The sequence below is a fragment of the Flexivirga alba genome, assembly GCF_042661025.1.
GTDB classification, from domain to species: Bacteria; Actinomycetota; Actinomycetes; order Actinomycetales; family Dermatophilaceae; genus Flexivirga; species Flexivirga alba.
This window is the reverse complement of the sequence record NZ_JBHSWH010000001.1, coordinates 4,024,865-4,036,844: the sequence shown is the minus strand read 5'-3', so window position 1 is coordinate 4,036,844 and position 11,980 is coordinate 4,024,865. Positions and strand designations below refer to the sequence as shown.

Annotated in this window: 8 protein-coding genes and 1 pseudogene; 8 read left to right on the top strand and 1 reads right to left on the bottom strand. The window is 67.6% G+C overall.

What is annotated here, in order from left to right:
- Positions 1–25: 25 nt before the first annotated feature.
- The 3 genes from ACFQDH_RS20000 to ACFQDH_RS19990 all read left to right on the top strand — a co-directional run bounded on the left by ACFQDH_RS20000 (position 26) and on the right by ACFQDH_RS19990 (position 6,812).
- On the top strand, positions 26–2,347 hold the full coding sequence (locus ACFQDH_RS20000; protein ID WP_382404133.1) for an immune inhibitor A domain-containing protein: 2,322 nt from the start codon (positions 26–28) through the stop codon (positions 2,345–2,347).
- 125 nt (positions 2,348–2,472) lie between these two features.
- The gene (locus ACFQDH_RS19995; protein WP_382404132.1) at positions 2,473–3,810 is read left to right on the top strand and encodes a glutamine synthetase family protein; all 1,338 of its coding nucleotides are present in this window, start codon (positions 2,473–2,475) and stop codon (positions 3,808–3,810) included.
- A 68-nt stretch (positions 3,811–3,878) separates the two neighbouring features.
- Positions 3,879–6,812, top strand: a complete 2,934-nt coding sequence (locus ACFQDH_RS19990; protein WP_465253897.1) for a bifunctional [glutamine synthetase] adenylyltransferase/[glutamine synthetase]-adenylyl-L-tyrosine phosphorylase — start codon at positions 3,879–3,881, stop codon at positions 6,810–6,812.
- On the opposite strand, the gene ACFQDH_RS19985 is transcribed toward ACFQDH_RS19990, so the two are convergent.
- Positions 6,761–7,564 (bottom strand): ABC transporter permease, encoded by an 804-nt coding sequence (locus ACFQDH_RS19985; protein WP_382404130.1) that lies wholly within the window; start codon positions 7,562–7,564, stop codon positions 6,761–6,763. The two genes, ACFQDH_RS19990 and ACFQDH_RS19985, sit on opposite strands and share 52 nt — an antisense overlap.
- Before the next feature lie 76 nt (positions 7,565–7,640).
- Between ACFQDH_RS19985 and hisD the strand changes: the two genes are divergently transcribed.
- The 5 genes and pseudogenes from hisD to hisH all read left to right on the top strand — a co-directional run bounded on the left by hisD (position 7,641) and on the right by hisH (position 11,951).
- The gene (gene hisD, locus ACFQDH_RS19980; RefSeq protein WP_382404129.1) at positions 7,641–8,987 is read left to right on the top strand and encodes a histidinol dehydrogenase; all 1,347 of its coding nucleotides are present in this window, start codon (positions 7,641–7,643) and stop codon (positions 8,985–8,987) included.
- On the top strand, positions 8,984–10,093 hold the full coding sequence (locus ACFQDH_RS19975) for a histidinol-phosphate transaminase (protein ID WP_382404128.1): 1,110 nt from the start codon (positions 8,984–8,986) through the stop codon (positions 10,091–10,093). The genes hisD and ACFQDH_RS19975 overlap by 4 nt, the downstream gene beginning before the upstream one ends.
- Entirely contained in the window at positions 10,090–10,698 is a 609-nt protein-coding gene (gene hisB, locus ACFQDH_RS19970; protein ID WP_382404127.1) for an imidazoleglycerol-phosphate dehydratase HisB, read from the top strand. Before ACFQDH_RS19975 ends, hisB begins: the two co-directional genes overlap by 4 nt.
- 4 nt (positions 10,699–10,702) lie before the next feature.
- Entirely contained in the window at positions 10,703–11,323 is a 621-nt protein-coding gene (locus ACFQDH_RS19965) for a hypothetical protein (protein WP_382404126.1), read from the top strand.
- A pseudogene (gene hisH, locus ACFQDH_RS19960) lies at positions 11,320–11,951 on the top strand (imidazole glycerol phosphate synthase subunit HisH). Before ACFQDH_RS19965 ends, hisH begins: the two are co-directional and overlap by 4 nt.
- The last annotated feature ends 29 nt before the right edge of the window (positions 11,952–11,980 follow it).

The window sequence follows — 11,980 nt, the reverse complement described above, 5'->3', positions numbered from 1 at the left end:
GGACCCTTTTTTGTTGGAGGAACTAGTGACAAGACGCGTCTTCAAGACGATTGCCGGGACCACGGCTTTCGCCGCAACGGCGTCCTTCGCCATCGCAGGGCTCACCCAGTCCGCCGATGCGCAGGCAGTCCCGTCGGCCGGACCCGGCCTCTCGCAGCGCTCGGACAACCTGCCCAACCCTCGTGCCGAGAAGCAGGCGGCGGAACGCACCGCTGCGGTCGACAAGGTCGTCAAGGGCGAGGCCAAGATCAAGACGGTCGCCGGCAAGAAGGTCATCGAGCTGCAGGCCCCGGAGTCGGCCACGAGTCATGCCAAGCGTGGCAAGGGCACCGAGGCCAAGAAGGGCAAGTACATCCAGTACGACCCCAACCAGTCGACCAAGATCTTCACCACGCTGGCGGAGTTCGGCACGCAGACCAAGGCTGCGACGGGAGGCACCGAGGGGCCGCTGCACAACACCATCCCCCAGCCGGACCGCACCAAGAACAACTCGACCTACTGGGTCGACGACTTCAACCAGGCGCACTACGACCAGCTCTTCAACGGCGTGGGCGAGTCGTTCAAGAACTTCTACAAGGACCAGTCCCAGGGTCGCTTCGACGTCTCGACGACGGTCAGCGACTGGGTCAAGGTGCCCTACAACGAGGCGCGCTACGGCCACAACCCGGTCAAGGGCGACGGCACCAGCGAGGCCGAGGGCTACTGGTCCTTCGTGCAGGACTCGCTCACCTCTTGGTACAACAAGCAGGTCGAGTCCGGTAAGACCAAGGACCAGATCAAGGAAGAGTTGAAGCAGTTCGACACCTGGGACCGTTACGACTACGACGGTGACGGCAACTTCAACGAGCCCGACGGCTACATCGACCACTACGAGGCCCTGCACTCCGGTGAGGGTGAGGAAGCCGGCGGCGGCGCCGAGGGCGACGACGCGATCTGGTCGCACCGCTGGTCCGTGCAGACCGGCTTCGGCACCTCCGGCCCACAGGACAACAAATCCGGCGGTGTCCAGATCGGCGACACCGGCATCTGGGTCTCGGACTACACCACGGAGCCCGAGAACGGCGGCCTCGGCGTCTTCACGCACGAGTTCGGCCATGACCTCGGCCTGCCGGACCTCTACGACACCTCCGGTGGCGGCGACAACACGGTCGGCTTCTGGAGCCTGATGAGCAGTGGCTCCTGGCTCAATCACGGCAAGGACGCCATCGGCACGACCCCCGGTTACATGGACGCCTGGTCGAAGGTGCAGCTCGGCTGGAGCGACCTGCAGACCGTGAAGTACGGCGAGAACACTGACGTCAATCTCGGCCCGGCCGACCTGGACAACAGCAAGAAGCCACAAGCCGTCGCGGTGTCCTTGCCGGACAAGGAGATCACCACCGACTACAACAAGCCGAAGTCCGGTTCGTACGAGTGGTGGAGCGGCAGCGCCGACAACCTCAACAACACGCTGTCCCGTGAGATCGACCTCACCGGCGCGACGTCGGCCTCGGTCTCCGCGGCCGCTTGGTACGACATCGAGCAGGACTACGACTTCCTCTACGGCCAGGTCTCGACGGATGGCGGATCCAACTGGACGACGGTCGGCGACGGAGTCACCGGCACGCAGAAGTCATGGAGCACGGTCAACTTCGACCTCACGCCGTATGCCGGGCAGAAGGTGCTCTTCCGCTTCGCCTACCAGACGGACGGCGGCCTGAGCAAGAACGGAGCGTTCCTCGACGACATCGCGCTCACTGTGGACGGTCAGACGACCACGGACGACGTCGAGTCGGCCACCTCGCAGTGGACGCCGAAGGGGTTCACCCGGATCACCGGCAGCAACACGGTGTCGGTCTCGCACTACTACCTCGCCGAGTCCCGCCGCTACGCCGGCTACGACGAGACGCTGAAGACCGGCCCGTACAACTTCGGTTTCAGCGGGGACAAGGCCGACTGGGTGGAGCACTACCCCTACCAGGACGGTCTGCTCGTTTGGTATGTCGACAACGAGTTCGCGAACAACAACACCTCCGTGCACCCGGGCCATGGCCTCGTGCTGCCGGTCGACGCGCACCCGGTGCCCGTCGTCTGGAAGACCGGAGAGGTCGCGTCCAACCGGATCCAGTCCTACGACTCGACCTTCGGTGTACACAAGACCGACAAGTTCACGCTGCACCGCAAGGGCACGACCCTGGAGATGCCGAAGAAGGAGGGCATCCCGATGTTCGACGACAGCCAGACCGGCGCCTACTGGTCGAGCCAGAACCCGACCGGTTCGGTGCAGGTCGCAGGTAGCGGCACGCAGATCGTCGTCAAGGGCAAACAGGGCGACGGCCTGCGCGTCCAGGTGAAGTTCCGCAAGTAGTCGCTGCTAGCGCGCGGCATACACCGCGTGTCATGGTCGGCCCGGGAGAGTGATCTCCCGGGCCGACCTGCGCTTGTGTGTCAGGTCACGGCATCCGACGTCCCGAGGTAAGGCAGGATTCAGTCATGGATCGGCAACAGGAATACGTCCTTCGCACCATCGAGGAACGCGATATCCGCTTCATCCGACTGTGGTTCACCGATGTGCTCGGCACGCTGAAGTCGGTGGCGGTCGCTCCGGCAGAGTTGGACGGTGCGTTCGCGGAGGGCATCGGCTTCGACGGCAGCGCCATCGAGGGTCTGGCTCGGGTCTACGAGTCGGACATGCTCGTGGTGCCTGACGCCGACACGTTCCAGGTGCTGCCGTGGCGCGGTGAGAACCCCGGCACCGCCCGGATGTTCTGCGACATCCGGCTGCCCGACGGCTCGGCGAGCCTGGCCGACCCGCGCAACGTTCTGCAGCGGGCGCTGGGCAAGGCGGCCGACAAGGGGCTGACCTTCTACACCCACCCCGAGATCGAGTTCTACCTCTTCGAGAAGGACATCAAGCCCGGCCAGCCGCCGACGCCGGTGGACAACGCGGGATTCTTCGACCACGTGCCGCACGGCACCGGCCACGACTTCCGGCGATCGGCCATCACCCTGTTGGAGCAGATGGGCATCTCGGTCGAGTTCTCCCACCACGAGGGCGGGCCGGGCCAGAACGAGATCGATCTGCGTTACGCCGATGCGCTCACCACGGCGGACAACATCATGACCTTCCGGACGGTCATCAAGGAGGTCGCGCTGGAGCAGGGTGTCTTCGCGTCGTTCATGCCCAAGCCGCTCGCCGATGCGCCCGGCTCCGGGATGCACACCCACGTCTCTCTCTTCGAGGGCGATCGCAACGCGTTCTTCGAGGCGGGTGCGCCATACCAACTCTCAACAACGGCAAGGCGATTCATCGCCGGGATCCTGCGGCACGCGGGTGAGATCAGCGCTGTCACCAACCAATGGGTCAACTCCTACAAGCGGATCTGGAGTGGTGCCGAGGCACCGCCATACGTCTGTTGGGGTCACAACAATCGCAGCGCGATGGTGCGGGTCCCGATGTACAAGCCGTCCAAGGGGCAGAGTTCGCGGATCGAGGTGCGTTCGCTGGACTCGGCGGCCAACCCCTATCTCGCATACGCGCTGGTGCTCGCCGCGGGCATGAAGGGCGTCGACGAGGGCTACGAGCTGCCGCCCGAGGCGGAGGACAACGTCTGGACGCTCACCGACAGCGAACTGCGTGCGATGGGCATTGAACCCCTGCCGGCGTCACTCGATCACGCCATACACCTGATGGAGCACAGCGAGCTGGTCGCCGAGACCCTCGGCGAGCACGTCTTCGACTTCTTCCTGCGCAACAAGCGCGCCGAGTGGGCCGCCTATCGCGACCAGGTGACGCAGTACGAGCTGGACCAATACCTGGGTCGGTTGTGAGATCGCCCGCCTCATCCGTCTCGCGTTCGACCCTCGCACGTGCCGGCTTCACCGAACCCGAACGCGCGATGGGCATGCTCGCGGAGCTGACCGCATCGCCGAAGACTGTCGCCGATCGCGTCGCCTCGCTGTCCCAGACCGCGTCGCCGGATCATGCGCTGCTCGGTCTGGTGCGACTGGGGGAGGTGCTACCGGAGGCCGAGAACGCCCGGTTGGCAGCGCTTTTCACCGATGACCGGCCAGGTTGGGATCGCCTCGTCACCCTGTTGGGCGCGTCCAGTGCGCTGACCGATCACCTGGTGCGGCATCCGGAGTACTGGCGCGACGTCGTCGACGCGGAGGTCCGCGGACGACAAGAGCTCTATCGCGTTCTGTCGGAGGCAGTGTCCGACAACACCGGCACCGAGGCGTATGACGCGCTGCGCGTCGCCTACTACCGGCAGCTCGTGCAGATCGCGGCGGTCGACCTCACCGGTGACGCCGTCGAGCAGTTCCCGCAGATCTCCGAGGCGCTCGCCGAACTCGCGGGCGCCGCGGTCGCCGCCGCGCTGCGCATCGCGCGCAACACGGTCGAGGGTTCCGACAACTGCCGGCTCACCGTCATAGGCATGGGCAAGTGCGGAGGCCGAGAACTCAACTACATCAGTGATGTCGACGTGATCTTCGTCGCCGCACCGGCCGCTGGGGTCGCGGAGCCGGATGCTCTGGAGGTGGGCAGCAAGCTGGCCGTCGAGGTGATGCGCGCCTGCTCGATCTCGACGGGCGAGGGCGCGCTGTGGGAGGTCGATCCGGCACTGCGCCCCGAAGGCAAGCGCGGCCCGTTGGTGCGCACCGTCGAATCGCACCGTGCCTACTACGAGCGATGGGCCAAGACCTGGGAGTTCCAGGCACTGCTCAAGGCCCGACCGATCGCCGGCGACGAGGAGGTCGGCGCGGCATACCTGGCCGCCATACAGCCGATGGTGTGGCGGGCCGCCGATCGTGACAACTTCGTCGAGGACGTGCAGGCGATGCGGCGGCGCGTCGAGGATCACGTGCCGCAGGCCGAGGTTGGCCGGCAGCTCAAACTCGGTCCGGGCGGTCTGCGGGACATCGAATTCAGCATGCAGTTGCTGCAGTTGGTCCACGGGCGCACCGATGAACGGTTGCGCAACCGGGGGACGCTCGCCGCCATGGAGTCGTTGTCGCGGGGCGGTTACATCGGGCGCGTTGACGCACATGAACTCGATCAGGCCTACCGGGAGTTGCGGGTCCTGGAGCACCGCATCCAGTTGTCGCGGATGCGACGCACCCACCTGATCCCGAGCAGCGCCGCCGAGCTGCGAGCACTCGGCCGGTCGCTCGGTCTGCGCGCGAACCCGGAGACCGACGTCGTCAAGCAATGGCGCGAGCGCGCAGCCAGGGTGCGGCGGCTGCACGAGCGGATCTTCTACCGGCCACTGTTGACCGCGGTCGCCAACCTGCCCTCCGACGAAGCCCGGCTGACGCGGGAGAACGCCGAAGACCGTTTCGCCGCACTGGGATTCCGCGATGCCAAGGGCGCGGTGCGGCACCTGGAGGCACTCACCGCGGGTGTCAGTCGGCGGGCCGCGATCCAGCGCACGCTGCTGCCGGTCATGCTGCAGTGGTTCTCCGAGGAGGTCGATCCCGACCTCGGTCTACTCGCCTTCCGCAGGTTGAGTGACGCGCTCGGCTCGACCCACTGGTTCCTGAAGATGCTGCGCGACGAGGGGCGTGCCGCCGAAACCCTCGCCCGGTCGCTGGCGGGCAGCCGGTATGTCGGCCAGTTGCTGGAGAACGCGCCGTCGTCGGTCCGTGTCTTCGGCTCCCAGCACGCGTTGGAGCCGTTGTCGCGGGAGCGACTGCTCACCATCATGCGCGGTGCCGTCGATCGTCAGCCCGATGACGATGACGCGGCGCTCTTGGCGATCCGGTCGGCCCGTCGCGACGAGCTGATCCGCATCGCCGTCGCCGACATGAACGGCGCGCTCGACCTCGACAGCGTCGAGCGGTCGTTGACCGATCTTGCCGCCGCGACTTTGCAGGGCACACTGGAGCTCGGCATACGTCATGTCGAGAAGGTAAGTGGGTCAACGGTTTCCACTCGGATCACGATCATCGGGATGGGTCGCCTCGGCGGTCGGGAGATGGGGTACTCCTCCGACGCGGACGTGATGTTCGTGCATGAGCCGCTTCCCGACGCCGATCCGCGGCTCGCGCAGAGCCAGGCCGAGGAAGTCGTGATGTTCCTCGCGAACGGCCTGAGTGCCGCCGGCCCCGACCCGGCACTGGGCGTCGATGCCGACCTTCGTCCGGAGGGCAAGGCCGGGCCGATCGTGCGGACGCTCGCGTCATACGCCGCCTATTACGAACGCTGGTCCGAGGGCTGGGAGGCGCAAGCACTGCTGCGGGCGCACCCGATCGCCGGGGACGAGGAGCTCGCTCGCGAGTTCACCGAGCTGATCGACCCGTTGCGCTACCCCGACGGTGGCATCGATGCAGTCGCGGTGCGCTCCATCCGGATGCTGAAGGCGCGGATGGAGGCCGAGCGGATCCCGCGCGGCGGCGACCGGCGCACCCATTTCAAGCTCGGTCGCGGTGGCCTCTCGGACGTCGAATGGACCGTGCAACTGGCGCAGCTGGAGCATGCGCACGAGATCCCCGAACTCCGACACCCCGGCACCACCACGCCGTTGCAGGTCCTGGCGCAGCACGGCCTGTTGGAGGTGCGCGATGCGGCTGCGTTGCGGGAGTCGTGGACCCTGGCGACCCGCCTGCGCAATGCCTCGGTGCTCTGGCGCGGTCGGCCGGTCGATTCGTTGCCGGGCTCGCTCGCGGACTCTGACGGCATCGCCCGGATCCTCGGCGCGCCCGTCAATTCCGGCCACGAGTTGTCCGAGCGTTACCTACGCGTGGCTCGCAGAGCGCGTGAGGTCGTCGACCGCGTCTTCTACGGGGCCGAGCCGGACGCCGACCGCGACACCGACCCGACCCGCTGCTGACGATCCACGGCCCCGAGTCGCCCGTGGATGGTGAGTTCGGTGGTCAACAGGACCGAAATCGCTTGTGCGACAAGGAGCGCCACCAGCACCAACAGCTGCACGGCTGCCGCCTCCCACGCGCTGGCACCACCGAGCAGCGCACCGACGAACGCTCCGGGCAGAGTCACCAGACCGACGGTCCTCGTCTGGTCCATCCCCGGGATCAACGCAAGTGCGGCATCGTCGCGCGCGACCACGTCCGCCGCCTCGGCCGACGTGAGCCCGATCGACAGGCCGGCCTCGAATTCGCCATACCGCGTGCGGAGCGCCTCGTGGATCCGCTTGCCGGACAGGGACGTTGCGGTCATCGAGTTGCCACCGACGATGCCGAGCACGGGTATGACGGCAATCGGCTTGAGCGGGACCAGGCCGGTCGCGAGCATGCCGAGCACCCCGGGAAATGCGCCGCCGCAGATCGGCACCAGGGTCCACCACGTGGCGCGACCGAGGATCCGGTGCGCGCTGGTGTATGCCGCGACCGACAACATCAGCGCACAGAACAGCAGCGAAAGTGGCCACGAGCGCAGGACCGCCCCGATCACCAGCCCCACGACGGCGAGCTGAAGGCAAGCGCGGAACCCGGCCGTCAGCTGGCCGAGGCCGCTGCCGAGGCGGCCCCGGCGCACGATGGCGGCCGCGAGGAGGGTGCCGACGATCACGAAGAGCAGCACGACGAGGTCGTCGCGCCAGCCGTGCATCTGCACCAAAGTCATAGTCCGAAGTATCGCGGGTAGTCCGGGAACCGGACGGCTACGGAGGCGGCGATCCGCCGCCACCTAGAATTGCTGCGTGATCAACCGCCTTGACCTGCGTGGTGCGGCGCTTCGCGATCTGGATGCCCGCACTCTGCGCAACACGCTGCCCCGAGCCGAACTCGATGTGGAGGCCGCACTCGACATCGTGCGACCGATCTGCGAGCAGGTTCATGCCGGCGGCGCCGAGGCGGTGCTCGACCTGGACGAGAAGTTCGACGGCGTGCGGCCCGCGTCGCTACGTGTGCCCGCCGAGGTCATCGCTGCGGCGCTCGAACAACTCGACCCGGCCCTGCGGGCCGCCCTGACCGAGTCGATCCGGCGCGCGCGCATCGTGCACGAGGCGCAGCGCCGCACCGAGATCGTGACCGAGGTCGTGCCGGGCGGCACCGTCACCGAGCGGCACCTCCCGGTGGAGCGGGTCGGCCTCTACGTGCCCGGAGGCCAGGCCGTCTATCCCAGCAGCGTGGTCATGAACGTCGTCCCGGCGCAGATCGCGGGCGTCGGGTCGCTGGCCGTCGCCAGCCCGCCGCAGCGCTCCAACACCGGTGATTTCACCGGCTTTCCGGATCCGACGATCCTCGCGGCGTGCGCACTGCTCGGTGTCGACGAGGTCTATGCCGTGGGCGGCGCGCAGGCCGTGGCGATGTTCGCGTATGGCGCGCTCGACGCGGCAGGGGAGACCGTGTGCGAGCCGGTCAACCTCGTCACCGGCCCCGGCAATGTCTATGTGGCCGCCGCGAAGCGGTTGCTGTTGGGGACGATCGGTATCGATGCCGAAGCCGGACCGACCGAGATCGCGATCCTCGCCGACGAGACCGCCGACCCGCAGCTGGTCGCGGCCGACCTGATCAGCCAGGCCGAGCACGACGAGCTGGCTGCGTCGGTGCTGGTCACCGACAGCGAGACGCTCGCCGCCAAGGTCGAGCAGGCGCTGGAGGAGCGGGTCGCGAGCACCAAGCACGTCGAGCGGGTCCGCACAGCGCTTGCCGGTCCGCAGTCGGGCATCGTCCTGGTCGACGGTGTCGACGAGGGCGTGCGGGTAGTCGATGCGTATGCCGCGGAGCACCTCGAGATCCAGACCCGTGACGCCGCAGCAGTTGCCGCGCGAATCCGTAACGCAGGCGCCATTTTCGTGGGCGACTACGCACCCGTCAGCCTCGGTGACTACGCGGCCGGCTCCAACCACGTGCTGCCCACGGGCGGCTGCGCGTGCCACAGTGGCGGACTGTCGGTGCAGTCGTTCCTGCGCGGCATACACGTCATTGACTACTCCCGCGAAGCGCTCGCCGACATCGCCGACACCGTGGTCACGCTCTCGACTGCTGAAGACCTGCCGGCCCACGGTGCCGCAGTCACCGCCCGATTCGAAGATCGCTCGTGAAGAGCCTGCAGGACCTGGTCCGCCCCGAGCTGCGCGGCCAGACGCCGTATGGCGCCCCACAGCTCGACGTGCCGGTAGCGGTCAACACCAACGAGTCGTCATACGCCGTGCCGCAGGAGGTCGTCGACCAGATCACCCGTGACGTGACGAAGGTCGCGGCGTCGCTCAACCGCTACCCGGATCGCGAATTCGGTCGGCTGCGAGGGCTTTTGGCGGCATACCTGCAACGCACGACCGGTGAGCCGGTGACAGCGGAGCAGATCTGGGCCGCTAACGGCTCGAACGAAGTGCTGCAGCACATCGTGCAGGCCTTCGGCGGAGCCGGTCGGACCGCGCTCGGTTTCACGCCGTCCTACTCGATGCACCCGTTGATCAGCGGACGCAACGGTACGACCTGGGTGGACGGGCTGCGCGACGCGGACCCGACGCGCTTCGACATCGATGGCGATCTGGCCGTCGAGCAGACCAAGCGCCACGATCCGGAAGTGATCTTCCTGTGCTCGCCGAACAACCCGACGGGCACCGCACTGGACATCGACGTTGTCCGGAGGGTCTATGACGCCACCGACCGCGCGATCGTCGTCGTCGACGAGGCCTACACGGAGTTCGCCCGGCCCGGCACTCCGAGCGCAGTCACGCTGCTGCCCGGTCGCGAGCGGTTGGTGGTCAGCCGGACGATGTCCAAGGCTTTCGCATTCGCTGGTGCCCGCCTCGGATACCTAGCCGCAGCACCGGAATTCACTGATCTGCTGCGATTGGTCCGGTTGCCCTATCACCTGTCGTCGGTGACTCAGGCGGTCGCGTGTGCGGCGCTGGAGCACACGTCGACCATGCTGGCGATGGTTGAGCAGATCAAGACCACCCGCGACGAGCTGGTGGCCGGTTGCACCGAGCTGGGCCTCCAGCCAGTGCCCAGCGACGCGAACTTCGTGCTGGTCGGCGGCTTCGACGATGCGACCGCCACCTGGCAGGCTCTGCTCGACCGCGGCGTGCTGGTGCGCGACGTGGGCATCCCGCACCACCTGCGGATCACCGCGGGCACCCCGGCCGAGAACCACGCCGTGCTGCAAGCATTGAGCGCTGTGACCCGAGGAGACGACAGATGAGCGACCAGCACCGCACCGCACACATCGAGCGTGCGACCAAGGAGAGCCAGATCGACCTGTCGGTCGACCTGGACGGCAGCGGCACGAGCGAGGTGTCCACCGGTGTGCGGTTCTACGACCACATGCTCGAGAGCTTCGCCAAGCACAGCCTGATCGACCTACGGGTCAAGGCGACCGGTGACCTCGACGTGGACGCCCACCACACCGTTGAAGACACTGCAATCGTGCTCGGGCAGGCGGTGCGCGAGGCGCTCGGTGACAAGAGCGGAATCTCGCGATTCGGTGACGCCACAGTGCCGTTGGACGAGGCGCTGGTCCACGCGGTGGTCGACGTCGCAGGCCGCCCCTACGTCGTGCACACCGGCGAGCCCGAGGGCCAGATCTACGCGATCATCGGCGGCACCTACACCGGGGCCCTCACCCAGCACGTGCTCGAAAGCTTCGGCCACCATGCCGCGATCGCCCTGCACGTGCGTGTGCTCGCCGGCCGCGATCCGCACCACATCGTCGAGGCGCAGTTCAAGGCCGTCGCTCGTGCGCTGCGCGCCGCGATCGCCCACGACCCACGGGTGGTGGGCATTCCGAGCGCCAAGGGAGCGCTGTAACCGCATGCCCCGTGGCTCCGCGCGGCGTTCGGGAGTGCTCCTCCTGCACGGCGATATCAAGACCGCCTCCGCATGGGTGCGGCAGGGAATCGTGCCGTCATACGTCGTGCCGCTGGCCGGCTGGACCGCGGTCGTTCCGGGTGGACCTTCCCCGGCGAGCAGCCCGTATGACGACGCGGTGCGAGTGTTGCTCGCTCGACGGGTGCCGACCAGGATGCGAGCCGCCATCGGCTTCTTCCGCCTTGATGACCGCGCCGTGATCGTGGTGCACCCCCGCGGCTGGCGGGCGTTGCCGCGCTGGCTGGTCTGGGAGCGCGGCGACGGTGTTTCGAGCCTGCCCGGCCTCCCTGCCGCCCGCCCGAGTGACATGGCGATGGCTGCGGGTGTGGTGCCGGAGTCGGTCCGTGCGCTGCGGGAGATCCTCACCGACCGCTCGACGTTGGCCGACGATGTGCTTGCCGACCTGATGGGCGCGCTGGCGCTGCCCGGAGAGCGGCTCCTCAGCGGTCAGGTCAAGGATGCCGAGGGTGCGGCGCTGGTCGAGCCGACGACGAAAGCCGTTGAGCGGTTCTCGCGAGTCACCAAGGAAGACAGAGAGATTCGCACCGAGCTGGAGCAGCTGTGACGCAGCAGGTCGTGGTCCTCGATTACGGCAGCGGCAATGTGCGCTCCGTCGTCAGGATGCTCGAGCGGGTCGGCGCGGAGGTGACACTGACCGCGGACCGGCAGGCTGCGCTGCGCGCCGACGGTCTCTACGTGCCCGGTGTCGGTGCGTTCCACGCCTGCATGACCGGGCTGCGTGCCGCCGGAGGCGCGGAGATCATCGCCGAACGCCTGCGGCTGGAGCGTCCGGTCCTCGGGGTGTGTGTCGGCTTCCAGGTGCTGTTCGACGGCTCGACCGAGCCGACCTCCATCCAGCCACCGCCGCCCGGGCTCGGGCACTTCGCAGGCATCGTCGAGCGGCTCGTCGCGCCGGTCGTTCCGCACATGGGCTGGTCACACGTCGCTCCCGCGCCCGGCTCGGTGTTGCTCGAGGGGTGGGCGAAGAGCGCTTCTACTTCGTCCACTCGTATGCCGCCCGACAGCTTCTCTCGAGCCGCGTCGGCGGTGCGCCGAAGGTGACGACCGCCGAGCACGGCACCACCTTCGTCGCGGCGGTTGAGGACGGCGTCCTGTCCGGCACGCAGTTCCACCCCGAGAAGTCCGGGGATGCCGGCGCCCAGTTGGTGCGCAACTGGCTCCAGGGCATCTGACTCTACGAATACCAAGCAACACGAGGAGT

Coding starts and splice junctions, on each gene's coding strand:
- ACFQDH_RS19995 (WP_382404132.1), top strand. CDS start 2,473: ATGGATCGGCAACAGGAATACGTCCTTCGCACCATCGAGGAACGCGAT.
- ACFQDH_RS19990 (WP_465253897.1), top strand. CDS start 3,879: ATGGGCATGCTCGCGGAGCTGACCGCATCGCCGAAGACTGTCGCCGAT.
- ACFQDH_RS19985 (WP_382404130.1), bottom strand. CDS start 7,564: ATGACTTTGGTGCAGATGCACGGCTGGCGCGACGACCTCGTCGTGCTG.
- hisB (WP_382404127.1), top strand. CDS start 10,090: ATGAGCGACCAGCACCGCACCGCACACATCGAGCGTGCGACCAAGGAG.
- ACFQDH_RS19965 (WP_382404126.1), top strand. CDS start 10,703: ATGCCCCGTGGCTCCGCGCGGCGTTCGGGAGTGCTCCTCCTGCACGGC.